The 24,565-nt window shown below is 70.1% G+C and carries 18 protein-coding genes and 1 pseudogene; 13 read left to right on the plus strand and 6 right to left on the minus strand.

Annotated features, from left to right (window positions below):
- Positions 1–140: 140 nt before the first annotated feature.
- Positions 141–911: a hypothetical protein gene (locus ACFV9T_RS13590; RefSeq protein WP_385439539.1), complete on the minus strand. Its 771-nt coding sequence runs from the start codon at positions 909–911 to the stop codon at positions 141–143.
- Complete coding sequence (gene eccE / locus ACFV9T_RS13595) at positions 911–2,158, minus strand: type VII secretion protein EccE (protein ID WP_385439541.1); 1,248 nt, start codon at positions 2,156–2,158, stop codon at positions 911–913. The genes ACFV9T_RS13590 and eccE overlap by 1 nt, the downstream gene beginning before the upstream one ends.
- Positions 2,159–2,351: 193 nt before the next feature.
- On the opposite strand from eccE, the gene eccB reads away from it, so the two are divergent.
- The 11 genes from eccB to ACFV9T_RS13650 all read left to right on the plus strand — a co-directional run bounded on the left by eccB (position 2,352) and on the right by ACFV9T_RS13650 (position 11,611).
- Complete coding sequence (eccB, locus tag ACFV9T_RS13600; protein WP_385439542.1) at positions 2,352–3,920, plus strand: type VII secretion protein EccB; 1,569 nt, start codon at positions 2,352–2,354, stop codon at positions 3,918–3,920.
- A 2-nt stretch (positions 3,921–3,922) separates the two neighbouring features.
- Positions 3,923–5,185, plus strand: a complete 1,263-nt coding sequence (mycP, locus tag ACFV9T_RS13605; protein WP_385439544.1) for a type VII secretion-associated serine protease mycosin — start codon at positions 3,923–3,925, stop codon at positions 5,183–5,185.
- A gap of 175 nt (positions 5,186–5,360) precedes the next feature.
- The gene (locus ACFV9T_RS13610; protein WP_385439545.1) at positions 5,361–5,711 is read left to right on the plus strand and encodes a WXG100 family type VII secretion target; all 351 of its coding nucleotides are present in this window, start codon (positions 5,361–5,363) and stop codon (positions 5,709–5,711) included.
- 42 nt (positions 5,712–5,753) lie between these two features.
- Complete coding sequence (locus ACFV9T_RS13615; RefSeq protein ID WP_385439547.1) at positions 5,754–6,038, plus strand: WXG100 family type VII secretion target; 285 nt, start codon at positions 5,754–5,756, stop codon at positions 6,036–6,038.
- 116 nt (positions 6,039–6,154) lie between these two features.
- Complete coding sequence (locus ACFV9T_RS13620) at positions 6,155–6,631, plus strand: hypothetical protein (protein WP_385439549.1); 477 nt, start codon at positions 6,155–6,157, stop codon at positions 6,629–6,631.
- A gap of 21 nt (positions 6,632–6,652) precedes the next feature.
- Entirely contained in the window at positions 6,653–8,098 is a 1,446-nt protein-coding gene (locus ACFV9T_RS13625) for a WXG100 family type VII secretion target (RefSeq protein WP_385439550.1), read from the plus strand.
- Between the two features lie 52 nt (positions 8,099–8,150).
- Positions 8,151–9,386, plus strand: a complete 1,236-nt coding sequence (gene mycP, locus ACFV9T_RS13630) for a type VII secretion-associated serine protease mycosin (RefSeq protein WP_385439552.1) — start codon at positions 8,151–8,153, stop codon at positions 9,384–9,386.
- Between the two features lie 136 nt (positions 9,387–9,522).
- Positions 9,523–10,275, plus strand: coding sequence for a hypothetical protein (locus tag ACFV9T_RS13635; RefSeq protein WP_385439555.1), 753 nt, complete (start codon positions 9,523–9,525; stop codon positions 10,273–10,275).
- 43 nt (positions 10,276–10,318) lie between these two features.
- Complete coding sequence (locus ACFV9T_RS13640) at positions 10,319–10,624, plus strand: type VII secretion target (RefSeq protein ID WP_385439558.1); 306 nt, start codon at positions 10,319–10,321, stop codon at positions 10,622–10,624.
- Positions 10,625–10,656: 32 nt separating this feature from the next.
- Positions 10,657–11,394: a hypothetical protein gene (locus tag ACFV9T_RS13645; protein WP_385439560.1), complete on the plus strand. Its 738-nt coding sequence runs from the start codon at positions 10,657–10,659 to the stop codon at positions 11,392–11,394.
- A gap of 49 nt (positions 11,395–11,443) precedes the next feature.
- Positions 11,444–11,611, plus strand: coding sequence for a hypothetical protein (locus ACFV9T_RS13650; RefSeq protein ID WP_385439562.1), 168 nt, complete (start codon positions 11,444–11,446; stop codon positions 11,609–11,611).
- A 64-nt stretch (positions 11,612–11,675) separates the two neighbouring features.
- Here ACFV9T_RS13650 and eccCa (ACFV9T_RS13655) read toward each other — a convergent pair whose 3' ends face one another.
- Positions 11,676–15,644: a type VII secretion protein EccCa gene (gene eccCa / locus ACFV9T_RS13655; protein WP_385439564.1), complete on the minus strand. Its 3,969-nt coding sequence runs from the start codon at positions 15,642–15,644 to the stop codon at positions 11,676–11,678.
- Between the two features lie 228 nt (positions 15,645–15,872).
- Here eccCa (ACFV9T_RS13655) and eccD point away from each other — a divergent pair, with 228 nt between their 5' ends.
- Positions 15,873–17,348: a type VII secretion integral membrane protein EccD gene (eccD, locus tag ACFV9T_RS13660; protein ID WP_385439566.1), complete on the plus strand. Its 1,476-nt coding sequence runs from the start codon at positions 15,873–15,875 to the stop codon at positions 17,346–17,348.
- A gap of 57 nt (positions 17,349–17,405) precedes the next feature.
- On the opposite strand, the gene ACFV9T_RS13665 is transcribed toward eccD, so the two are convergent.
- From ACFV9T_RS13665 to ACFV9T_RS13675, 3 genes and pseudogenes are all read right to left on the minus strand, one after another.
- Positions 17,406–18,629 carry an RNA-guided endonuclease InsQ/TnpB family protein gene (locus tag ACFV9T_RS13665; protein WP_385439568.1) on the minus strand — a complete coding sequence of 408 codons (1,224 nt, stop codon included), beginning with the start codon at positions 18,627–18,629 and terminating at the stop codon, positions 17,406–17,408.
- Positions 18,630–18,849: 220 nt separating this feature from the next.
- Positions 18,850–21,336, minus strand: a pseudogene (eccCa, locus tag ACFV9T_RS13670) (type VII secretion protein EccCa); the annotation flags it as partial.
- A 222-nt stretch (positions 21,337–21,558) separates the two neighbouring features.
- Positions 21,559–21,789: a DUF397 domain-containing protein gene (locus tag ACFV9T_RS13675; protein WP_123099433.1), complete on the minus strand. Its 231-nt coding sequence runs from the start codon at positions 21,787–21,789 to the stop codon at positions 21,559–21,561.
- A 318-nt stretch (positions 21,790–22,107) separates the two neighbouring features.
- On the opposite strand from ACFV9T_RS13675, the gene ACFV9T_RS13680 reads away from it, so the two are divergent.
- A complete protein-coding gene (locus tag ACFV9T_RS13680) occupies positions 22,108–24,558 on the plus strand; it encodes a PQQ-binding-like beta-propeller repeat protein (protein ID WP_385439569.1) in 2,451 nt (816 codons plus the stop codon).
- Positions 24,559–24,565: the final 7 nt, after the last annotated feature.

Here is a 24,565-nt window from a genome sequence, read left to right on the forward strand (position 1 = left end):
TGCGCACACCAAGCCTAATCACGAGACGCACCCGGGCGGCAGGCCCGTCCCGCCGCTCGCAAGCGTCCGATAGGTCACGTGTCTTCGCCGTACCGAGAGATGATCAGTACGGAACCACCCCGAATCGCCCCAAGCGGGGACTAGTCGACCCGGCGCGGAGATCCGAGCAGTCCCGTCTCGGCGTCAGTCGCCTGTAGCGTCACGGCCTGCCGGGCCTCGCGGGTGCACCACAGGGTGACCCAGTCGGGGAGGGTTGACAGCGCCGTGACATCGGGGCGGGGGAGCGTCATGATCCTTCCGATCTCCTCCGCCTCGTCGGGCGAGACCCGCTGGATCCCGACCAGCCCCGCGTGTTCCAGGAGCCGGGGCGCGACCGGGCTCAGATACGGCAGCAGGGTCAGCACCGACTGCCACGGCAGGGCGGAGACCCGGCCGCGCGGCGGGCGCATGCCGCAGTCCCGGATGACCAGCACCGGGCTGCCCACCGAGGGCCCCTGGGGCGGGACCCGGCCCACGTCGAAAACGGTCATGCACTGCTGCCCGCCGCCCGCCACCTGCACCAGGTTGGCCCACAGATGCGGCCGTCCGGTCTCGATGGCGACCCGGGCGCCGGTGGCCGCCGCCCGGAAGGCCAGCACCTGCGCGGTCCACAGCCCCCCGACGAGCACCACGTCGAACGGCTCGGGCCGGTTGAAGCCGAGCACGGCGGGCTGGTTCTGGCCGTCCACGCCGATGATGACGCCGTCGTCACCGACCGGCAGGGCGAGCGCGTCGAGCTGGTCCGCGGTGAGCGTCTGGCGTCCGCGGCGGGGCCCGATGAGCCCGAAGCCGGGGCGCGTCCTGCGCGGTGCGCCCGGCGCGGCGGGGGCGTCGGGGGAAGGGGTGGTCGGGTTGGAAGTGGCCATGGCCATCAGCGAGTACCTCCCAGCGGAAGCGTGGCGAGCACGCCGGGCAACTGCTCGCGATCGAGACGTACGAGGCCGACCCGCACCCCGCGCGCCGCGCGCTCCAGCGCCTTGCGGGCGGTGACCAGATCGGTGTCATTGCGGCCCGTGACGCGGATATGTCCGTTGACCGTCGAGGTGTTCCGGCCGCCCTCGCCCTGGGTGAGCGTCAGGCTGAAGGTGCTCGCGAGGGCGGGCATGGAGGTCAGCAGCGCCACCAGCTGGGGCAGCGGCACGGCTCCCGTGCCCACCTGCGGCCACCGGCCCACCCAGTAGGTGGTGTGCCAGCGGTCGTCGCAGCGCCAGGCGCGCGAGGTCTCCGCGGTCCGGCGCGCCGGTGTGTTCGCGCGCCCCGCCTGGGTCGTGGCGTTCGGGTTGACGCATGCCGAGGTGGCGACGGCCGTCGCCAGTTCGCCCTCGGCCAGCGGCCTGGCGGTGAACCCGGCCCCGGTGAGGCGGCTGGCCAGCTGGTCGACGGAGCGCAGCAGACAGCGCTGAGCGCCCTCCAGACCGCCGCCGCGCGCCTCGATGGCCTCCGGGCACAGTTCGGGGTGGAGCTTGAGTGCCACCCAGGTCAGCCGGACGGCGGGTGCCCCGGCCTGCTCCTGGAGCGGTGCGTAACTGCGCGCCGCGGCCGCCTGCTCCGGCAGATGCGGCGCGGGCGCGGGCTGGGCGTGCTGGACGACCTGGACGGACTCCAGCCGGATGCCGTCCACCTCCAGCGCGTCGTGCAGCAGCGCGAGCGGGAGCGGCCGCTTGTCCCGCATCGGCCGCAACGGGGTGTCGTGCGACTGCACCTGGAGGATCGCCGTGATGAACGTGCCGTCGCCGATCATGCCGATCTCGCGCCGGTCCCGGGAGAGGTACGCGTACGTCCGCAGCGCGGGATCGCATTCGACGGCCGGGGCGAGCGACGGGTCGACACCGGCCGGGACGGGCTCCTTGGCAAGCCGCTGGCGGGCCCGCAGCGCGCTGATGGAGACGAGCCAGTCGGTGAACGGCTGCTGCCGGCGCCGCAGCACCGCGATCAGCACGAGCACCAGGGCGATCACCCCGGCGGGCACGAGCAGCAGCGAGTCGACGGTCCAGGCGACGACGAGGACCGCGGCGGCCACCTCCACCAGCACGAGTTGGTGCAGCCGTACGGGGCCGAAGCTCCCAGTGCGCGAGGGCTGGCGCGGTGCGGCGGTGCGCGCGTGGGTGGCAGAGCTCATCAGGGAGGCCGCCCCTTGTCCTGGTCTCGTCCTGGTCGATTGTGTGATTACGGTATCGGAAAGGCCGCGTGAGGGTGGCGCGGGTATCAGTTGGGCCGAGCGGGTGAGTAATCTCCCCTGTGGCTACCAAGCGCAGGCACGTGCGCGAGAACAACACTGCGCAAGAACAACACGGGGAGAAGCGGGCTAAGACATGGCATCGCGGCGGGATGAGCTCAGCGCCTACACCTTTGCGAAGAAACGAATGGTTGCCTCATTTGTGCAGCCATCGCCCACCGTCATGGACGACGGCGCTCCGCGTCCGGTGCGCGCCATTCTGCCCGGAGTCATCGTGGGGGCGCTGATCCTGGCGGGGTTCGGGGCCTGGGGGATGATCAAGCCGACGGCGCCCCAGGGCTGGGACGACACCGCGGCCCACATCATCGTCGGCAACGAATCCACGTCGCGCTACGTCATTCTGTCGACGGGCGGAAAGAAGCAGCTGCACCCCGTCCTCAACCTGGCCTCCGCGAAACTCCTTCTCGAATCCGGCAAGTCGGGGATCGTCCGGGTGAAGGACTCGCAGCTCGACAACGGGGACATACCGCGGGGCCCGACGATCGGAATTCCGTACGCACCGGACCGTATGCCGACGGGCGACGAGGCCGCCAAGCAGAAGCGCTGGGTGGTCTGCGAGCAGCCCGGCGGCGGCCAGGACAAGTCCACGCAGAAGGCGCTCTTCCTCTTCGCCGACCGCGAGGCGTCGAAGGTCCAGGGCGCGCAGCGGCTGCGCGGCAGCCAGGCCATGTACGTCGAGGGGAGCAAGGGCCGCTACCTGGTGGACCCGTCCGGCAGGAAGTACCTCCTGGGCGGTCCGAAGGGCGAGCAGAGCATGTCCGCGCCCCAGTACGACCTGCTGCTGCGGACCCTCTTCAAGCAGGGCGCCAAGCCGCAGAAGGTCACGGACGACTGGCTGGACACGCTGAAGGACGGCGCGCCCGTGGAGTTCCCCACCGTGCCGGGACAGCCGGGCGCCTCGGCCGGGGTCGACTCCCTGCCGGATGACGCCAACCGCGTGGGGACCGTGCTGCAGGCGCAGACGGGCGGCGGTATCCAGCACTACGTGGTGCTGCGGGGCAAGGTGCAGCCGGTTTCCGGCTTCGCCGCCAACCTGCTGCTCAACAGCGAGCAGCTGTCCAGCCTCAACCAGCTCGGCAAGCCGATGAAGGTCAACGCGCAGGACTTCGTGTCCGACTCCGAGAACTTCGCGGACGACACCGCCTGGCCCTCCGCAGCCCCGCGCCAGGTCAACTCCGCCGAAAGGGCGGCCGGTTCCGCGGCCAGGGACACCGTCTGCAACGTGCTCACCAAGGTCGGCGGCAACGGCACGCCCACGCTGGAGACCTGGGCAGGCACGGACTACCCCGCGCCCGTCGTGGACGGTGGCTCCAGCGCGTACGTCACCCCCGGCACCGGGCTGCTCTACCGGCAGTACCAGGGGCGGTCGACGAACACCGGTCAGACCTTCCTCGTCACCGACACCGGGCTGCGCTACCAGGTGCAGTCCAACAGCGACAGCACCGCGGGCAAGTCCAAGATCGGCGGCGGCGCCGCCGACGGGCAGAAGGCCGTGACCGGCGGGCAGCGTGCGGCCAACGAGGCGCAGACCCGGCTGGGTTACCCCGACGCGAAGCCGGTGCCGGTGCCGCAGAACTGGTCGCAGTTCCTGCCGATCGGACCCCGGCTCGACCTCAACAGCGCCCGCCAGCCGCAGGGTTCGTGACCATGGGAAGCCGACACCTGAGGCGGGCGGCCGCGCTGTCGTCCGCGACCGTACTGGCGTGCCTCACCGGGGCGACGGGCGCGGCGCAGCCCGTCGCCGCCGCGGCCACGTCCCTCGACGGCAACGGCCAGTGCACGTTCCCGATGAAGGAGCAGATCAAGGGAACGCCCTGGTCGCTGCAGCGGTTGGTGATGGACCGCCTGTGGGAGGAGACCAAGGGCAAGGACAAGGACGGCGAACCGGTCAAGGTCGCCGTCATCGACACCGGCGTGGACAACACCAACATCCAGCTGAAGACGGCGGTCGACGCGTCGAGCGGCGCGAACTACCTGGCCGTGCCGAAGGATGTCACCGGCGCCGACCGCAAGCGGGCGGAGAGCCCCACGTACGACGAGGTCGGGCACGGCACCAAGGTCGCGGGCATCATCGCGGCGCGGCCCCGTACGGGCACCGGTTTCGTCGGCCTGGCCCCGGACGCGAAGATCATCCCGCTCAAGCAGAACAACGCCGAGGGCAAGGGCACCCCGCAGATGATGGCGCGGGCCATCCGTAAGGCGGTGGACGAGGGCGCGCGCGTCATCAACATCTCCCAGGACACCAAGGGCGCCCGCTCGCAGACCGACCTGCAGCTGGCCGTCGCCGACGCGATCAAGAGGGACGTGGTCGTGGTCGCCTCCGCCGGGAACGACGGCGCGGACGGCAAGTCCAAGCGCACCTACCCGGCCTCCTACCCGGGAGTCCTCGCCGTCGCCGCCTCCGACCGCAACAACGAACGCGCGTACTTCTCGCAGAGCGGCGACTTCGTCGGGGTCGCGGCGCCGGGCGTGGAAATGGTCTCCACCGTCCCCAAGGGCGGCCAGTGCGTCGACAACGGCACCAGCTTCGCCGCCCCGTACGTGGCCGGTGTCGCTGCCCTCGTCCGCGCCAAGCACCCCGACTGGACGCAGCAGGAAGTCGTCGCCCAGATCGAGCAGACCGCCGAGCGCGGGGTCAACGGCCGTGACCGCTACGTCGGCTGGGGCGTGATCGACCCGGTCAAGGCCCTCACGGACGACGACCAGAAGATCCAGCGGCCCACCGTCGACAACAGCGCGGCCAAGAACATCCCGAAACCCGAGCCGGGCAAGCTCATCCTGGGCGAGACCCCGCACGAGCGCAGCGTGCGCCTGGCCACCTACGCCCTGGGCGCGGGCGTGGTCGTCGTGGCCATCACGGCGGGCGGCGCGATCGTCCTCCGCGATTGGCGCCGCCGACGCGAAACGTGAGCCCCACGTTCCCCATCCGTTCCACTCGTTCCATCCCTGTAACAACCCGGCGGGCGATGGTCATGCACACGGGGACGGTGGCTAGAGTGGTGCCTTGACAACTTCGATCCGATGTACGCGGGGCGGCAGTCGAAGGGACGCCCCGTGACATCCGATTCATGGGGGAAGGTGTGCCATGGCGGAAAAGCTCCGCGTAGAAGGCCATGATTTCAAGACGCTGGAAAGCGCCATCGACTGGATGGAGGGCCAGCTGACCGAGCGGATCGGCAAGCTCAACGGTGTGATCGACAACATCGAAGGGCACTGGAAGGGCATCGCGGCCGGCGCGTACAACAACCTCCAGACGGAGGTCAACAACGACGTCCGCCGGGTCAACCAGCTGCTGAGCTTCACTCGTGAGCTGGTGAAGGCGAGCCGGGACGGCTTCGACCAGGAAGAGATGGATCAGCTCAAGAACATCAACAGCGTTGGTGGCGGCGGCGCCGGTGGCCAGAGCGGCATCCTGGGCTCCTTCCACGCTTCTTGATCCTTCTCGACCCATCCGCTTCGCATCAGGAGTTAGATCTCGATGGAAATCACGTACGAAGTTGTCGTAGGAGCCTCGAACACGGTCAGGAGCGAGGCCGACAAGCTCAAGACCGACCTCGACACCATCATGCGGCAGTGCAAGACCGTCTCCGAGTCGTGGACCGGTGAGGCGCAGCGCGCGTTCAACGAGCGTCAGCACGAGTGGAACACGCGCGTGGACCACCTGCACACCACGCTTCTCACCATCTCGAAGAAGCTGCTGGAGGCGACGGAGGGCTACAAGGCCAATGACCACCGTCAGGGCCAGCGCTTCGCCCAGGGCTAAGAGACGCGGCACACACACCGCGGTCGCGTCGTGGGTGCGGGACATTGTGGCCACGGCCACGTGTCCCGCACCTACGACTGCCGCATTTCGGTACCGGTACTCGGAGGAGGTGTTACATGGCTGAGTCGGCACCGGACGGGGGGAGCTCTGCTAAGTCTCCTTCGTCGCCGAAACTCGACGCGCCCAGCGAATCCCTGCAGGAGTTCAAGAAGCGCGTCGACAGACTTCTGACAGAACTGGACAAGTCGACCGCCGCGCACGGCAAGCTGGGCGAACAATCGGTGAAGCCCACTGCCTATGGCACATTCGAGCAGGCGACGGCGATTGCCAATGCCTACGACAAGGTGCACGGGCGCCTGGCACTGCTCTCCCGCACCCTGGGCGAGCAGTTGGAGGCGCTAGGTATCACGGTCAGCGCGGCCGACGGCGACTACCAGGAGATGGACCACGAGCAGGCGCAGCGCTTGAAGGCGATTCAGGCGCGCACTAGTAAGTACTACGAGCAGTACCAGGAGAAGCACGGCCACATGGGCCACGAGAAGCCCGGCAGCGGTGTTGAGACCGGCGATGGTAAGCAGGGCGGCGGCTTGTGATCGGGAACGGGGGAGTAGGGCATGGGCGAGTCCACAAAGAAGACGGATGAACAGTGCCATGTCATCGACACCTTCGACGATGCGTCCTGTGAGGAGATGCTCCTCATGATCGCCAACACGGATGAGCAAGAGATCATCCGTAAGGGCAACGCTTTGACGGGCGCGAAGGACGAGCTCGAGGCGATTGGCGACGAGCTCAAGAGGCGCGTCGGCCGAGTTACCTGGGACGGCGAGGGCGGCGATGCCTTCCGCGAGTGGGGCGACGACTTCGCCAAGCAGGCGCTGAAGCTCGCGAAATATGTCGGCGAAGTTGGCAGCGCGATGGAATCCTCGGGCCAGGCGCTGAGCGAGGTCAAGAAGGCCGTGCCGAAGCGTCCGGAGGGCATTGATGTGTGCTACGCGGATCAGGACAAGGAAAAGGAGCGCCTCGAGAAGGTTGACGCGCTGAAGGAGCAGCAGCCCGCCGTGCTCAAGCAGATGCTGAAGCTGGCGTCCTACTACCAGACGTCCGCAGGTGCGATGAACACCTTGCGGGAGAACGACGAGCCGGTCTTCAAGCCGCTGCCGGCTTCGGTGATGCCTCACAGCGTGGGTGATTGGGAGCAGAGTTACGGTTCCTCCGGCGGCTCTGCGGGCTCCGCGGGCACTGTTTCCTCGGCGGCGGGTGGGGCGCCCAGCGTCCAGCATGCCGTCCAGGACTCGACGTTCTCCCCGGGGCATGCCAATGCTCCGGGAGGCGGAGGCCACGTCACCACTCCGGACGCGACCCACACCAACATCGACGGTGTGAAGGAACTGCCGCGTACGGATCCCTCACCGGCTCCCACCGTGCCCTCGCCCACGCCCACCGGCCAGCAAGGCCCCGGCCGCGAGATCACGGGCCTGCCGATTACTCCGCCCATCTCCCCCTCTCCGGGGACGGGTAGGTCCGGTCCGCCCGTGAGTCCGGTCGGGCGGTCGGGCGGACCCAGGCTGGGAGGCGGCAAGGGGCTCGAGTCCATCAACGCCCGGCCTACCGACCCCGCGCGCACGGGCAGGGACGTCGTCGGCGGTATGCCTCCCCGGCAGACACCGGCGACCGGCGATGCCCGGACCGCCCGCGGCCCGGTCATCGGGGGCGAGCAGGCCCGCACCACCGCCACCGGCCGCACAGGAATGCCGACGACCACGGGGCAGGGTGTCGTGGGCGGACGGCCCGTCACGGGCGTCCCGTCCCGCGGCTCGGTGTCTTCGCCCCGCCCGGGCAGGGTGGCGCGTTCCGCGAGCGAACTCAGGGTCAATGGGGAGTTCACCCAGGGAGGAAGCGGTCTCGTCCGGGGCTCCGCCGGAGTGTCCGGTGTGCCGTCGACGAACGATCCGCGCCGGTCCAAGAAGCGGGACGGCGGAGAGACCCCCGACTACCTGACCGAGGACGAGGAGACATGGACCGGCGGAGAACGCCGGAACGTGCCTCCCGTGATCGAGTAAGACCGGCCAGCCCCCCAAGCCTTTGATGACGAGCACAGGACGTACAGGCACGATGAAAGAAACGCTCACTCAGGTCCGGAGTCGGGTATCGGCAGTCCTCGCGCTGCTGGCGCCCTTGCTCGTCATCATGGGGCTCGTCGCGCCCTCCGCGCTGGCGGAGGGCGTGCGGGAGCGCCAGTGGTATCTGGACGCCATGCAGGCGGACAGTATGTGGAAGGTCAGCTCCGGCGAAGGTGTGACCGTCGCGGTGCTCGACAGCGGGGTCAACGCCTCCACACCGGAACTTCGGGGGAGGGTTCTGCCGGGGAAAAACTTCGTCGAGCCCGGTAAGGACGCCCGTACCGATCTGGATGGACACGGCACGGCCATGGCGGCGCTCATCGCCGGAAACGGAGTCGGAGGTCAGGGCGTTAAGGGACTCGCCCCCGATGCGCGCATTCTGCCGCTCACTGTTTTCGGCACCAGCAAGCAGGTCGCACGTAGCAGCGTTCCGGCCCTAGTCAAGGCCATTCGTTACGCGGCCGACAGCGATGCACAGATCATCAACATGTCTCTCGCCTTCCAGGACTACTCGCTCGAAAAGAACGAGCCACAGGAGCTCCAGAAGGCGGTCGACTACGCGATCGGGCGCGGCAAGTTGCTGCTGGCGGGGTCGGGGAATGACGGAGACACCTCGAACGACCTCACCTACCCAGCGGCCAGCGACGGCGTGGCCGGCGTCGGCGCTGTCGACAAGAGTTCGACGCATGTGAAGTTCTCGAATTTTGGGTCTCAAGTAGCGCTGGCTACACCGGGGCAGGACATTCCGATCAATTGCATCGAAAAGCCCGGGTACTGCCGTAGCGGGGGCACCAGCCAGGCCACCGCCATCACCTCCGGCGCCGCCGCCCTCATCTGGGCCAAACACCCCAAGTGGACCGGAAACCAGGTACTCCGGGTCATGATCGAGACCGCCGGTAAACCCGAGGGCAAGCTTCCCAGCCGCTACGTCGGCTACGGCACGATCCGCCCGCGCTACAACGTCCTGGAGAACAAGGGCGACCCGGGACCGGCCGACGTCAATCCCCTCGTGGCCGCCAAGAAGCCCGATTCCCCCGCCCCTTCCAAGGGCGGAGACGCCCCCTCCTCCGCCCCGAAGGGCGGCGGTGCCGAGGCCTCCAACGCTGCCGAAGACACCAAGGACGGCGGCAGCGCGATGCCCTGGATCCTGGGTGCGGCCGGTGCCGTGGTCGTCGTCGGCGGTGGGATCTTCGTCTTCCTCCGCCGCCGTGGCACTCAGCGATTCTGACTGTTCCTCAAATAATGCGGCAGCGTGCTGAATTCGGCACGGGCGAGTTCCCTGAACCGTAGGCGTGCTAGCGTGCACGACACGTTTGAGCCACGCGCTCTGCAAACGCCTCGTAAACGGTCAGATAGGGGGAAGCGTGACTGACGAGATCTTTCGAGGAATGCAGGAGTTCCAGCAATATGCGGAGAAACTCCAGCAGCTCATGACGGATATGCAGGACAAGGTTCCGCAGCACGCCACGGGCGAGGACGCCCAAGGCGCCGTCAGCGTGACGCTGGGGCCCGACCGGCTGCCCGAGTCCATCAGGGTCGCGTCCGACTGGCAGCGTCGGCAGCCTGCCGAGAACCTCGGCCCGGCCGTCGTCGACGCGTACGGCTCCGCCATGAGCGAGCAGATGGACGGCTGGTCGCGCACCCTCGAGCAGTCGGGCTGGGAGGAGCGCGCCGCGGAACTCGACGGCATGCTCCAGGTCCCCGGCTCGGGAGCCGGGTCCGCCGCGCCTCCGGTGGCACCCCGGCAGGACCGGGACCCGGTCCGTCCGAGGCCCATGGAGGACGTGGTCGAGGACACCCTGTCCGGGCTCGACGCCCTGGACGGGCTGGACGCGGACTCCTTCCGGGCCCCCGAGGTCACGGGAGAGGCGGCCGCCCGCCGGGTCGTCATCGGCCTCACCGCACACTCCCTGGTCTCCTGCGACGTGGATCCGCAGTGGGCCGCCCAGCAGTCGTCCATCCGGTTGAGCCAGGCGCTCAACGAGGCGCTGAGCCATGCCCGGGCCAAGCTGGAGGACGTCCAGAGCCTCGCCGCGGCCCAGATCGCGGACCTGAACCCACAGGGCCTCATGAACGAGTTCCTGGCCATACTCAACGACACGCAGCGGCTGCGCTGACGCTCCGCTGCTGCTCACTGGTTCGGAAAGGAACTGAGGCGCTATGGCGAAGGACCGTCTCAAGGTCATCACGGACGCCATTCGGTCCGAGGCCGGCATGTGGGACAAGCAGGCCAAGGCGATCGGTGACGTCGGCACCACGATCAAGGGCATGCGGCCCAGCCGGCTCGAGTACGGCATGTATCAGATATTCGTCGGCGCCTATCAGGACGTCATCGATCACCTCTCGGCCCGTTGCGCCGAGGGAGATACGCGGATGACGGACATCGCCGACGCCTTGGTCAAGAACGCGAAGGCGTACGACAACCACGAAGCCGACACCAAGAAGTCTGTGGAAGAAGCCTACTAGTACCGAACGGTGCTCGGGGAACGGGGAGAGCAATGGCATTCAGTCAATCGGCGTTCGACGACCTCATCGACAAGATCAATGAGAAGTTGAAGAAGGCCGGTGAGCTGCTGGACAAGATGGTCGACGGAGTCAACGGCTTCGCGGATAAATGGTATATACCCGATGCGGTGGCGAAGCCGGTCATCGCCGCGGCGAACAAGCTCGTCGAATTCGTCAACTGGGTCCTTGAGAAGATCGGCGAATTCCTCAAGGGCGTCATCGCCCCGGTGATGCTCTTCCTGGACTCCCTCGACTGGCAGGGCACGAGTGTCCGCGGCAAGGCGAGCACCGCCTCCTCCACCACGGCGAAGGGCAACCTCCAGGCCCCGAAGGAGTGGAAGGGCGAAGGAGCCGACGCCTATACGGGGGCCATCTGGACCCAGTCCACCGCCGCCGGCCAGGTGAGCACCAGCGCCGACTCGGTCGCCTCCAGCCTCCTCGTCGCCGCCGCCGCGGGACTCGCGTTCTACGGAGCCATCGGCCTCTTCCTGGTGCAGTTCATCCCCGCCCTGGGCGCCGCGGCCGCCGCCGGTGCGACCGGCGTCGGTCTGATCCCCGCCGCGATCGCCGCCATCGGGGAAGGAACCGCCGGGTGGGTGCTTCTCACCACCGCCTCGGTCGCTCTGGTGACCGTGCTCGGCGACCAGGCCAAGACCCTCGCCGAGATGAAGGGTCAGGCCGGCGACAACAGCGCGTTCCCGAACGGCCACTGGCCCATCGGCACCGCCTGACCGGACCACTTTTGGGGTGAAACCTGTGTACGGACCTCGTATCGCCGGAGTGAGCATCGCCGTACTGGCGTTGCTGTGGCTGCTGATGCCGGTCCTCACCGACTGGACGGTCGTACCGTCCAAGCCGGTGGGGGTGATCCTCTGCGTGCTGGTCGTGGCGTGCCCGGCGATCGGCGAGGTGTTCACGAAACGGCGGCAGCAGCGCGACAGCCGCTGACCACCACCGCACAGCGGTAGGGGCTCGTCGAATCATCGACGAGCCCCTACCGCTGTATCGGACTTCAGCCGTCCGCCTCCGGCAGCCACGCCGTCTGGATCAGCGACGCCCCGCCGCGCCGCGAGACGAACACGCCCCGTCCCGGTGGCAGCGGCCGCGCCTTGACCTGCCCCAGCAGCTCGCCCTCACCGGGCGCACCCGACAGCACGACGCCCTGCGCGCCCAGCTCCTTGAACCGCTGCATGAACGGCTCGTACGAGGACCGCCCGGCACCCGCCGTCGTCCGCGCGACGATGATGTTGACGCCCGCGTCCCGCGCGTAGGGCAGGTTGTCCACCAGCTCGGACATCGGGTTCCCGGACGACGTGGCGACCAGGTCGTAGTCGTCCACCACGATGAAGGCCCGCGGCCCCGACCACCAGCTGCGGTTGCGCAGCTGCTGCGGGGTGACGTCCGTCCCCGGGATGCGCTGGCCGATGAGGGTGCTCATGTCGGCGATGTACTTCTCGAACGCGTCCTGCGTCGTGCCGTAGCCGACCAGATGGGACTGCGGCGCGACCTCCAGCAGGCTGCGCCGGTAGTCGCCGACGACGATGAGCGCCTCTTCCGGGGTGTACCGCTCGGTGATCTGCTTGATGAGCAGGCGCAGCAGCGCCGTCTTCCCGGACTCCGTCTCGCCGTAGATGGCGAAGAAGGGGTCGCTGTCGAAGTCGACGAAGACCGGTGCGAGGTTGATCTCGTCGATGCCGATCGCGACGCCCCGCTGCGGTTGTTCGTGCCCGCCCGGGATCTCCCGTACCGACAGCGTCCGGGGCAGCATGCGCACCTGCGGTGCGTGCGGGCCCGGCCAGTTGTCCACCGACGCCTTGACGAACTCGGACGTCGCCTCCGACAGGTCTTCGGCGCCGCCGGTGATGCCGTCGATGCGCGGCAGGCTGCTGAGGAAGTGCAGCTTGTCGGGGGTGAGGCCGCGGCCGGGGTTGCCCACCGGCACATTGGCGGCGATCTTGCGGTTCAGCTCGGAGTCCATCGGGTCGCCGAGCCGCAGCTCCAGCCGGGCGAGCAGCTGGTCCTTGAGCGCCGCTCGCATCTCCATGTAGCGGGTGACGGAGACGACCAGGTGCACACCGAGACCGAGACCGCGGGTGGCGATGTCGGCGACGACCGGTTCGAGCATCTCGTAGTCCGTCTTGAAGGACTGCCAGCCGTCGATGACCAGGAAGATGTCGCCCCAGGCCTCGCCCGGCAGCTGCCCGGCGGCGCGCATCTGCCGGTAGGTGCCGATCGAGTCGATGCTGTTGTCCCGGAAGAACTCCTCGCGCCGGTTCAGCACGCCGGTCACCTCGGCGATCGTCCGGCGGATCTTCTCCGGGTCCAGCCGCGAGGCGACGCCGCCGACGTGCGGCAGCCCCTGCACCGCGACCATGCCGCCGCCGCCGAAGTCCAGGCCGTAGATCTGCACCTCGTGTGGCGTGTGGGTGAGGGCGAAGGCACCCATCAGGGTGCGCAGCAGGGTCGACTTTCCGGAGCGCGGACCGCCGATGACCAGCATGTGGCCCTGCGCGCCCGAGAAGTCGTGGTACAGGATCTCCCGGCGCTGCTCGATCGGCTTGTCGACCATGCCGAGCGGCACGCACAGACCGCCGCTGCGGGCGTAGCCGCTCGCGTGCAGCCCGCGTTCGGAGGAGACGGCCAGCTGCGGCACCAGCTGGTCCAGCGGAGAGGCGTCGGTGAGCGGCGGCAGCCACACCTGGTGCGCCGCCGGGCCGCGTCCCTCCAGACCGCGCACGATGACGTCCAGCACCGTGTCCGCGAGCGCGTCGTCGGTGCGGTCGCCCTCCGGGGCGTACGTGTATTCCGGGTCCGGCTCGGCGAACCGGACCGGTACCGGGGAGGCGGTGAACAGCACCGGCCGGCGGTCGGTCGGCAGCGGTCCGCTGCCCGCGATGGTCGTCGTCGTGGACCGGTAGACCCCGGACACGTACGCCGCCTTGAAGCGGACCATCTCCTCGGTGCCGAACTTGAGATAGCCGGAACCGGGCACGGACGGCAGGTGGTACGCGTCCGGTACGCCCAGGGCCGTACGGGACTCCGCCGCGGAGAACGTCCGCAGACCGACGCGGTACGACAGATACGTGTCCAGACCGCGCAGCCGCCCCTCCTCCAGCCGCTGCGAGGCCAGCAGCAGGTGCACACCCAGGGACCGGCCGATGCGGCCGATCTGGATGAACATGTCGATGAAGTCGGGCTTGGCCGTCAGTAGCTCGCTGAACTCGTCGATGACCAGCACGAGGGAGGCCAGCGGCTCCAGCGGACTGCCGGCCGCGCGCGCCTTCTCGTAGTCGTGCATGTTGGCGTAGTTGCCCGCGGAGCGCAGCAGCTCCTGGCGGCGCTGCAGCTCACCGGTGATCGAGTCGCGCATGCGGTCGACCAGCGTCAGATCGTCCGCGAGGTTGGTGATGACCGCCGCGACGTGCGGCAGCTCGGCCATGCCGGAGAAGGTCGCGCCGCCCTTGAAGTCGGCGAGCACGAAGTTGAGCGTCTCGGACGAATGCGTGACCGCCAGGCCCAGCACCAGCGTCCGCAGCAGCTCCGACTTGCCGGAACCGGTGGCTCCGACGCACAGCCCGTGCGGGCCCATGCCCTCCTGCGCCGCTTCCTTGAGGTCGAGCATGACCGGGGCGCCGCTCTCGCCGACCCCGATCGGCACCCGGAGCCGCTCCGCCGTCGAGCGGGTCCGCCAGGTGACCGCGGTGTCGACGGCCGCCGCGTCGCCGAGCCCGAGCAGATCGGTGAACTCCAGGTTGGTCAGCAGCGGCTCGTCGTCCCCTCCGCCGCTGGACACCCGCATCGGGGAGAGCTGCCGGCTCAGCGCCTCGGCCGCGGGCAGCGGCAGCGCGTCCGGCACGCCCTCGTACACCGCCGACTGCGACTCGACCTGCAGCAGACCCGGCCGCACGATGAGCGACAGCCCGCCGCGCAGCTCGTCCAGTTCGCCGCGGATGACCTCCAGCACCGTCACGCCCTGCAGGCCCTCCTGGGCGGCCAGCAGCGAGTCGGGCGGTACGAAACCGCCGTCCAGGATGACCACCACATGCGGCTGGTCCAGCAGCGGCTGCCCCTCCCGGTTGAACCGCGAGCGGCCCTCCAGATGGCTCTTCAGCAGCTCCTCGACCTCGGCCAGGCTGTCGCCGAACAGCCGCTTGGTACCGGCTCCGTCCACCGTTCCCGGCGCCTGCGTATGCGGCAGCCACTTGACCCAGTCCCACTCCTCCGTGGTGCCCGGTGCGGCCACCACCGCGATCACCAGGTCCTCCGGCGAGTGCAGCGCGGCCAGGCTCGCCACCAGCGACCGCGCGGTGCCCAGCGTCGTCCCGGGCTCCCCGGAGACCGTCATGTGGTAGAAGGCGCGCAGGCTGACCGCCATCGGCATGCCCTCGAGCGTCTGGTGGGCCGACATGAACTGCTGCATGGCGCCCGCCGACAGCGGTTCCAGCTCCTCCACCGGGGCCGTCTCCGGCGCCACCAGCGGGGTCCACAGCTCCTGCGGGCCGAGCCCGATCCGCACCTGTACGAAGTCGTCGTCGGTGATGCGCCGTTCCCACAGCCGGCTGCCCTCGGCCACCAGCGACCACAGCTGCTCGGGGGAGGGGTGCAGATAGAACTGCGCGTCCCGCTGCTTGCGCGCGGTGCGCTGCACCTGGCGCCGGGTCTTGGTGAGGTACTTGAGGTAGTCGCGGCGGCCCTCGATGGCCTCGCCCTGCGCCCCCTTCCGGTACCGGATCAGCTGGGCGATGGCCATCGCGACCGTCGACAGCAGCATCATCACGCCCATGATCTTCATGAACGGTGCGGAATTCGGCATGAAGAAGAAGACCACCGACGAGCCCATGCCCAGCATCGGCAGCAATTGCATCGCCATCCCCTCCTGCTCGCCGCGAGGCAATTCAGGAGGGGATTCGAGCCGGAGCTCATCCGCGGACATCTCGGGCGGTGTCACCCGAGGCGGGCGTTTCACGATGATGTGGCTCATCGGCCTATCTATCCCCCGGTGCGGGCTGAACGATTGACGGCCGGTCGAGGCCGGCACCCACGCTTCAGGGCGCGTCATGGCGGCGCCTGCCCGGCAATGTGCTGATCCTACGTGTACGAACGACAAACGGCGCCGGGTAGGGTGACGTTCCGCACGCGCAGCCACAATCGCGTCCGCGAACGCGTCCGCGAAAGAAGCGGAGACACGGGGAATGAGAGGGTTCCGCAGGTGAGTTCGACCACAGCGACCGGTTTCTGCCGAGTGACGGTCGTCGCACCCGACAGCCGCATAGATGTCGCTTTGCCTGACGACATCGCCCTTGCCGACCTGTATCCGGAAATACTCCGACTGACCGGCCAGACACAGCCCTCCGGCGCACCAGTCGGCTATCACTTCGTACGCCGCGACGGCACCGTCCTGGACGGCGCCCGCTCCCTCGCGGCCCAGCGCGTACTCGACGGCGACGTGCTGTCCATGCGCCCCTTCGCCCAGTCCCTCCCGCCCGTGGTGCGCGACGACGTCTCCGACGCCATCGCCTCCGCGGTCTCCGGCGACCGCACCCTGTGGAACGCCGCCTACCTGCGCGTCAGCGGCCTCTTCGGCGGGGCGCTGCTGCTGGTCTTCATGGGCTTCGTGCTCTGGTTCGCCGACCCGCTCCGGCACGACATGCACAGCCTGCCCGGCATCATCGCCGGTGCCGTCGGCCTGCTGCTCGCGGTCTACGCGGGCGTACGGGCCCGGGTGTACGACGACCGGGGCTCCGCCATCGCCCTCGGCCTCGCCGCACTCCCGCACGTCATGATCGGCGGATCCGGGGTGCTCGCCCTCGATCGCGGCGAGGGCATCGGGCGGCTGCAATTCCTGCTCGGCTGCGTCGCCGTACTGGTCGTCTCGGTCGCGCTGGTCGCCGCCATGCCCTCCGGTGACGCGCCCTTCGTCGCCGCCGTCGTGCTCTCGGGCTTCGGCACGGTGGCCACCTTCTGCCAGATCCTCGCGGAGACCGACGCCTCGGGCACCGCGGCCGTCTGCGCGGCCGTCGCCATCGCCGCCATCGCCTTCCTGCCCGGCCTGTCCGCGCGCGCCGCCCGTCTGCCCATCGGTTACGTGGCCCCCCGCGACTCCGCGCGCAACGACTTCGGTGGCGCCGACCCGGACACCTCCACGGCCGCCTCCACCCCGATCGACAGCGAGCGCATCGCGACTCAGGTCAGGCGTGGCCACGAACTCCTGCTCGGCCTCGTCGGCGGCTGCGCGGCGGTCGTCGTCGGCTCCGCCGCGGTGCTCGGCTTCTCCGACAACGCCTGGGCCCAGATCCTCGCGCTCGCCGCCGGTGTCGCCATGCTGCTGCGCGCCCGCCTCTTCCGGTACACCTGGCAGGTCGCGTGCGTCCTGGTGTCCGGCATCGTCTCGCTCGCCCTGCTCGTCCTGGGCCTCGCGCTCAACCCCCCGGCGAGCGCCGTGACGGAGCTGCTCAGCGGCGACAGCGGCCCGCTCGACATCCGTACGGTCTGGCTGACCGCCTCCGTCGCCTTCGGCTCCCTGCTGCTCATCGCCATCGCGCTGATCGTGCCGAAGAAGAGCGTGACGCCCTTCTGGGGGCGCTTCGGCGACCTGGTGGAAGGCGCCATGCTGCTGGCGATCACGCCGCTCGCACTGGCCGTCCTGGACGTCTACGCCACGGCGCGCGGCCTGGTCAGCAAGTGACTTGCTCCTCGGGCTGAAGCCCGAGGATTCTGGCCTTCTCTCCCGAAGTCTGTGCCGCTACGCGGTACGGGCTTCGGGAGGGAATCCGTGGCTTCCTGCTTCGTTGCGCTGTGCCAGAACGGATTCTGGTCTTATCGGCGCTCCACAGGCTGATACCGCCAGTCCGGCGGCCTTTTTCACGTTGCGTGCGGAGTTGACGTCCCGGTCGAGGAGGGCTCCGCAAACGGGGCAGGTCCATTCTCGGACGTGGAGAGGCTTGGGGCCATCCACGTGGCCGCAGTACGAGCAGGTTCGACTGGTCGGCACGAACCGGCCGACCTTGATCAGGGTGCGTCCGTACCGGTCGGCCTTGTAGACGAGCATGGCCACGAACTGTGACCAGCCCGCGTCGTGCACACTCTTGGCCAGCCCGGTGCGTGCCAGTGCGTGCACCGCCAGGTCCTCCACTGCGATGGCTTGGGTCTCGCGGATCAGCTTCGTGGAGAGCTGGTGGTGGAATTCACGGCGCGCGTCGGCGACGTGGGCATGCGCGCGGGCGGCCTTCAGGCGGGCCTTCTCCCGGTTGGTGGATCCCTTCTGCTTGCGGGACAGCTCCCGCTGGGCTTTCTTCAGCTTCTTCTCGGCGCGGCGCAGAAACCGCGGAAAGTCGATCTTCGTGCCGTCATCCAGGATCGCGAAGTGTGTCAGCCCCAGGTCGATACCGACGGTCTGGACACTCTCGGGCATCCGGGCAGCGTCGGCATCCGGGTCGGTGTCGATGACGAAGGAAGCGAAGTACCTCCCGGCCGCGTCCTTGATCACGGTGACGGAGGCGGGGGTGGCGGGCAGGGTGCGCGACCACTTCACCTTGACGGCCCCGATCTTCGGCAGGCTCAGCCGTCCGCTGCCGGTGACCGACCAGCGGGCGTTGGCGGTGAACCGGATCGACTGCCGGGCATCCTTGCGTGACTTGAACCTCGGAGCCCCCAGCCTGGGCCCCTTGCGCTCGCCTTTGAGGGAGGCGAAGAAGTTCTTGTAGGCCGTCTCGGCATCGCGCAGGGACTGCTGGAGCACCACTGCGGAGACCTCACCCAGCCAGGAGCGGGCCTCAGTCTGCTTGGCCTGGGTGATCAGGCGCGCGGACAGCTCCCCGGCTTTGGGGAACGGGCCTCCGGCCGCTCTGGCGTCCTCGCGGGCGCGCACGGCGTCGTTGAACACCACGCGGGCGCACCCGAACGCCCGTGCCAACGCGCTGCGTTGGGCGTGATCCGGGTACAGGCGAAAGCTGTACCGAAGCCGCATGAAAGCCACCATACGGACCTGGGCGATGAGAGAGACGCAGGAGACCAGAACTGGACGGCACTGCGCTTTCATGATGCATGCGCACGTGGCCTTCGTGACAAAGTTCCGGCACAAAGTGTTCGCCGACGATCACCTGACGCGAATGGAGAAGATCAAGCGATCGACCTTAGGGGACTTCGAGTGCGAGCCGGTGGGGTTCAACGGCGCGACCAACTATGTCCTCGCGCCGCTGCTCGAAGGGCTTGTCGACCAGCCCGACCGGGGCGATCAGGTCGCCCGGGCGCGCGTAGTCCGGCGCGTGCAGACCACGGTCCGGGGAGGTGGCCAGCGGCGGGAGCAGTTCGTCGAGCGCGGGGGATACGTCGAGCGGTGGCTGCCACACCTCGTGCGCGGCCGGGCCCTGCCCCTCCAGCCGCCGCACGATGACGTCCAGCACCGTGTCCGACAGGGCGTCCGGCGGGGCCGCGCCCCGGGAAGGCGCGGGGGAGGCGTACGCGGCCGGAACGGACGTCGCGGTGAACAGCGCGGGCCGCCGGTCGAGCGGGGGCGCGCCGTCGTGGCCGTCCGCCGCCGGGTCGTACGTGCGGTACGCACCGGAGACGTACGCCGCCTTGAAGCGCGTCATCTCGTCCGTACCGAACTTCAGGTAGCCGGAGCCGGGCAGCGTCGGCAGGTGGTACGCGTCCGCCACGCCCAGCGCGGCCCGCGACTCCGTGGCGGAGAAGGTGCGCAGGCCGATGCGGTACGACAGGTACGTGTCCAGGCCGCGCAGCCGCCCCTCCTCCAAGCGCTGGGAGGCCAGCAGCAGATGGACCCCGAGCGAGCGGCCGATGCGCCCGATCTGGATGAACATCTCGATGAAGTCCGGCTTGGCGCTGAGCAGTTCGCTGAACTCGTCGATGATCAGGAGGAGGGTGGGCAGCGGCTCCAGCGGGGCGCCCGCGGCCCGCGCGCGCTCGTAGTCGTGGACGTTGGCGTAGTTGCCCGCGCCGCGCAGCAGCTCCTGGCGGCGTCGCAGTTCGCCCCGGATGGAGTCCTCCATGCGGTCCACGAGCGTCAGGTCGTCCGCGAGGTTGGTGATGACCGCCGCGACGTGCGGCAGCTCCGCCATGCCCGTGAAGGTCGCGCCGCCCTTGAAGTCCGCCAGGACGAGGTTGAGGTGTTCGGAGGAGTGGGTGACCGTGAGCGCCAGGACCAGCGTGCGCAGCAGCTCCGACTTGCCCGAACCGGTGGCGCCCACACACAGCCCGTGCGGGCCCATGCCGCCCTGTGCGGCCTCCTTGAGGTCGAGCATCACCGGCTCGCCGTCCTCCCCGGCGCCGATGGGTACCCGCAGCCGCTCGGCCGTCGTACGGGGCCGCCAGGTCCGGGTGACGTCTACGGAGTCCGCGTCGCCGAGGTCCAGCAGGTCGGTGAAGTCCAGCTCGGACAGCAGCGGTTCGTCCTGGTCGCCCGCGCCGACGCGGAGCGGGGCGAGCTGGCGGGCCAGTGCCTCCGCCGTCTCCAGCGGGAGCGTGTCCGGCTCGCCCTCGTAGACGAGCCCGGCGGCGGAGTGGAGCAGGAGCCGTCCGGGGCGTACGTCGATCGACAGGCTGCCGCGCGGCTCGTCCAGCTCGCCCGGCACCACCTCGATGACCGTGACGCCCTGTATGCCCTCCGCGTGCGCCAGCAGCGCGTCGGACGAGACCGTGCCGCCGTCCAGGACGACGACCACATGGCGCGCACCGAGGAGCGGCGGGCCGTCCGGGTTGAACCGGGGCCGCCCGGCGAGCGGCCCGTCCGAACCGCCAGCACCATCTGAGTCCCCGGCGCCGTCCGGGCCGTTCCCGGACAGCAGCGCCTCCAGCTCGTCCGCGTCCCGGCAGAACAGCCGCCGTGTGCCCGCCCCGTCCAGCGCGCCGGGGACCTGGGTGTGCGGCAGCCACTTCGTCCAGTCCCAGCGCGCGACGGCGTCCTGGCCGCCCGCCAGGACGGCCACGGCCAGGTCCTCCGGGGAGTGGAACGTGGCGAGCTGGCCCACGAGGGCGCGCGCCGTGCCCTGCGCGGTTTGCGCGTCCCCGGCCACCGTGAGGTGGTAGAAGCGGCGCAGCGACACCGCCACCGGCAGTCCCTCCACCGCCCCGTGCCGCATCAGGAACGACTGCATCGCACCCGCCGCGAGCGGCTCCAGCTCGTCGACCGGCGCCGTCTCCGGGGCCACCAGCGGCGTCGACAGCTGCTGCGGGCCGACGCCGACCCGGACCTGGCCGAAGTCCTCGTCGCCGAGCCTGCGTTCCCACACCCTGCCGCCGTCGGCGACCATCGCCCAGAGCTGGTCGGGCGCGGGGTGCAGATACAGCAGCACTTCGAGCTGGGTACGGGCGGTACGGCGCACCCCGCGGCGGGTGTGCGCGAGGTACGTCAGGTAGTCCCGGCGCGCCCCCGCCGTCCGGCCCTCGGTGCCGCGCCGGAAGCGCACGATCTGGGCGGCGACGGTGGCGAGGGTCGACGCCAGCATCATCCAGCCCATGACGCGCATGAAGGGGCCTGCGCCCGAGTTGAAGAAGTAGACCACCGACCCGCCCATGCCGAGCAGGGGCAGAAACTGCGTCAGCAGACCGCCTTGCTCCTCGCGCGACAGCTCCGGCGGCGCGGTGAGCTGGAGTTCGTCCGTGGGCACGTCGGGCGGCAGCGCCCGGGGCGGACGCTTGACGACAATCTGGCTCACCGGGCGGTCAGTCCCCCTATTTCAGCTTCCCTGGACAGAGCGAGATTCGTTCCACGTCACGTCGATAGCACGGTGACGTCATCCCCCGAATCCTGTGAGCCTATCGATACGCCCCGTCACCGCGTCCGAGGGGCGCCGCACGTGCCGAGGGGCGCCGCACGTGCCGAGGGGGCGTACACCGGCCGGTGTACGCCCCCTCGGCACGCATCGCGCTGCGTCTCCTCAGCTCACGTCGAATTCCCCGTCCCGCGCGCCGAGCACAAAGGCGCGCCACTCCGCTTCCGTGTAGCGCAGCACCGTCTCGGGGTCGGCCGAGTTGCGCATGGCCACGGCCCCGTTCGGCAGATAGGCGATCTCCACGCGTTCTTCGGTGGTGCTGCCCGGCGCGCTGAGCCACTCGACACCGGAGATGTCGAGGGCGTACAGCTCGGCCTTTTCCTTGGCGTCAGCCATCGGTGGAGAATCCCTTCGCATTACCGCGGGAACAAACCCGCACGGCCCTTGACGGACAGTCTCATCCACCGGCGCGCACGGCGGCAATCGAACACGGTCGGTCCATACCGGAAGGAGGCCGCCACAAGCCGCCGGGTAGGGTGACTGCCGCGCGCATGACACGAGCGGCAAGCGGTACGACGAGGGGGCCTTGCACGTGAGTACGTTCGCCACGACCCGGTTCGGCGGAGTCACCGTCGCCCTTCCCGGAAGCCGCGCGGGCGGAGCCTGAACGGTGGCTGACGTGGTGCACATTCCCGCTGGCGGCGGGAGGCGCGCATGGAGCCGCTGAGCCGGGACGACCCGTGGCGGATCGGTCCGTATCACCTCATCGCGCGGTTGGATCCTGGCGCGGGGGACGCCGCCGCGATGGCGCGGTGCTTCATCGCGCGCGGCGCCGGTGGCGATCGTACGGTCCTCATCAGCGCGCCACCGGTGGCGTCGGCGGACGACGCCGGGTACCGGGAGCGGTTCCGGGCGGAGGCGGAGAACGCGCGGCTGCTGGCCGGTGCCGCGCGGAGCCGGTGGACCGTCCCCGTCGTGGAGATCTCGGCCGTCGGTACGCCTCCGGGCGTCAGCAGCCATTCGGTCGGCAGTACGCCCCCGCGCGACGGCTCGCCTTCCGGCGGCGGTACGGAGCCGCCGTGGAGCGCGTCCCCGTACCTCCCGGTGCTGCCGCTGCCCGCCGCGCTGGAGTCGTACGGCGGACCGCTGCCGGTGCGTACCGTACGGGCGGTCGGCGCGGCGCTGGCCGAGGCGTTGGACGAGGTGCACACGGCGGGGTTCACGCATGCCGGGATAGCGCCGGGCACGGTGTTCCTGGCGGGCGACGGCCCCCGGCTGGCCGGGTTCGGCGCGGTACGGGCCGCCGGGCCTGACGGTGCCGCGCGGACCGGACTGCCGGGGCTGGACGCCGAAGCCCTGCCCCCGGAGCAGCTCACGGGCGGACGGCCGCGCCCCCTGGGGGACGTCTTCGCGCTGGGCTCGGTGCTGGCGTACGCGGCGACGGGGCGGCCGCGGCCCGAAGCCGACGCGCTCCCGGAGGAGTTGCGGGACACGCTCCGCTCGTGCCTCGCCCCGGACCCGGCGGACCGGCCGACGGCGCGGACGCTGCTGGACGAGCTGCTGCGCGGCGTACGCTCCCCGCTGCCCGCCGCGAGCGCTCCCCCAGGGGCACCTGCGGGGCCGCTGCCCACGGTCGTCGACGGCGCCTCCGGCGGCCTGCCCGCCCCGGGCGGCGGGCCGGGGTCGACCGCCCTGGACGCCGGGATCAGCCGGGCCGCGGGTCTGCTGGGCCCGGGTTGGCTGCCCGGGCGGTTGATCATCGCGCTGTCCGAGCAGTCGTCGGCGGTACTGGCGGCGGAGATCGACGCGGTGCCCGAGGCCGCCACGGTGCCCGAGACCGCGACCGCCACCGTGACGCAGGACGAGACCGCGCAAGCGACCCCGGGCCCCGGCGGGACCACTGCCGCCCGGAAGACCACCCGCCCCTCCCGGCGCGCTCTCCTCGTGGGCTCCGCCGGGGGCGCGGCGGGGCTGGCGCTGGGCGGCGGCGTCACCTGGGTGGCGACGGAGCCGGACCGGCCCGCGCCGCCGACTCCGGCCCAGCGCCTCGCCGCTGCCCGCCCTTCGCGGCGGCGTGTGGAGGGCGCGCCGCCCACGCCCATGTGGCGTTACGGCATCGAGGGCGCGGCCCCGGCGTACGCGCCGCTCATCTGGCGTGACGCGGTCGCGGTCATCACCGGGGAGCGGTCCGTCGCGGGGATCGATCTGCGGACCGGTAAGCGGCTCTGGACGCAGGACGGACTCCGGCCGAAGGGGCAGCCCTGGGCGGGCGGCGAGGACGCGCTGTTCGTGCCGGGGGACGGCATCGCGGCGCTGGAGCCGCGCACCGGTCGTATCCAGTGGCGGTCCAAGGAGTTCCGGCGGGGCGCGTCCACACCCTTCGCGACGCTGCTCGCGGTCGACGGGGCCACGGTGTGGTTCACGGCCGCGTCGCGGGAGGGGAGCGGCCGCGTCGTAGTCGCCTACGACGTCGGCCGGCGCGACGAGATGTGGCGCGGCCCCCTGCCGGACGGTTTCACCGACGGGCGTCTCCTCAAGGGCGCGCTCGTGGTGATGAACCGTGGCGGCCAGGGGGCGAAGACCAAGGAGGCCGTGGCCTTCAGCCGAGACGCCGGAAAGAAGCTGTGGCAACGGGTTTATCCGGGCGTGAGCGCAGAAGGGATGGTCACCACCGACGCCGACCGCACGCTGATCGCCGCCGTCGACAGCACCCTGCGGGGGTACGACGCGGCCCGGGGCGGCAAGGGGCTGTGGTCCGTCGAGGCCCTCGGAAAGGACGGCAAAGGCCATCGCTCCGACTTCGGCCTGCCTCATGTGCACGGGAAGACCGCGTACGCCGCGGACGGCGGCTACGCCCTCCACGCGATCGACGCGGCCACCGGCCGGATCCGCTGGCAGCGCGGCTACGGATTCGTGATGAAGGACATCTCCGCGCCGCGCACCCCTGACACCGTCGTCAGCCCGGCGGGACACCGGGTGTTGACCGCCGGGGACCTGGAAGTGGACGCGTTCGACGCCGAGGACGGCGCGTTGCTGTGGCGCTTCGCCGATACCGGCGGCGACGCGGGCAAGGGGACGGAATCGGCACGCCGCAAGGTGGCGGTCACGGATGACCGGGTCGTCGTGATCGGCCGCAAGAGCGTGTACGCGCTGCCGCTGGACTAGGGAAGGA

The sequence above is a fragment of the Streptomyces sp. NPDC059850 genome, assembly GCF_042731515.1.
GTDB lineage: Bacteria > Actinomycetota > Actinomycetes > Streptomycetales > Streptomycetaceae > Streptomyces.

Coding starts and splice junctions, on each gene's coding strand:
- ACFV9T_RS13590 (WP_385439539.1), bottom strand. CDS start 911: ATGGCCATGGCCACTTCCAACCCGACCACCCCTTCCCCCGACGCCCCC.
- eccE (WP_385439541.1), bottom strand. CDS start 2,158: ATGAGCTCTGCCACCCACGCGCGCACCGCCGCACCGCGCCAGCCCTCG.
- eccB (WP_385439542.1), top strand. CDS start 2,352: ATGGCATCGCGGCGGGATGAGCTCAGCGCCTACACCTTTGCGAAGAAA.
- mycP (WP_385439544.1), top strand. CDS start 3,923: ATGGGAAGCCGACACCTGAGGCGGGCGGCCGCGCTGTCGTCCGCGACC.
- ACFV9T_RS13610 (WP_385439545.1), top strand. CDS start 5,361: ATGGCGGAAAAGCTCCGCGTAGAAGGCCATGATTTCAAGACGCTGGAA.
- ACFV9T_RS13615 (WP_385439547.1), top strand. CDS start 5,754: ATGGAAATCACGTACGAAGTTGTCGTAGGAGCCTCGAACACGGTCAGG.
- ACFV9T_RS13620 (WP_385439549.1), top strand. CDS start 6,155: ATGGCTGAGTCGGCACCGGACGGGGGGAGCTCTGCTAAGTCTCCTTCG.
- ACFV9T_RS13625 (WP_385439550.1), top strand. CDS start 6,653: ATGGGCGAGTCCACAAAGAAGACGGATGAACAGTGCCATGTCATCGAC.
- mycP (WP_385439552.1), top strand. CDS start 8,151: ATGAAAGAAACGCTCACTCAGGTCCGGAGTCGGGTATCGGCAGTCCTC.
- ACFV9T_RS13640 (WP_385439558.1), top strand. CDS start 10,319: ATGGCGAAGGACCGTCTCAAGGTCATCACGGACGCCATTCGGTCCGAG.
- ACFV9T_RS13645 (WP_385439560.1), top strand. CDS start 10,657: ATGGCATTCAGTCAATCGGCGTTCGACGACCTCATCGACAAGATCAAT.
- eccCa (WP_385439564.1), bottom strand. CDS start 15,644: ATGAGCCACATCATCGTGAAACGCCCGCCTCGGGTGACACCGCCCGAG.
- ACFV9T_RS13665 (WP_385439568.1), bottom strand. CDS start 18,629: ATGCGGCTTCGGTACAGCTTTCGCCTGTACCCGGATCACGCCCAACGC.
- ACFV9T_RS13675 (WP_123099433.1), bottom strand. CDS start 21,789: ATGGCTGACGCCAAGGAAAAGGCCGAGCTGTACGCCCTCGACATCTCC.
- ACFV9T_RS13680 (WP_385439569.1), top strand. CDS start 22,108: ATGGAGCCGCTGAGCCGGGACGACCCGTGGCGGATCGGTCCGTATCAC.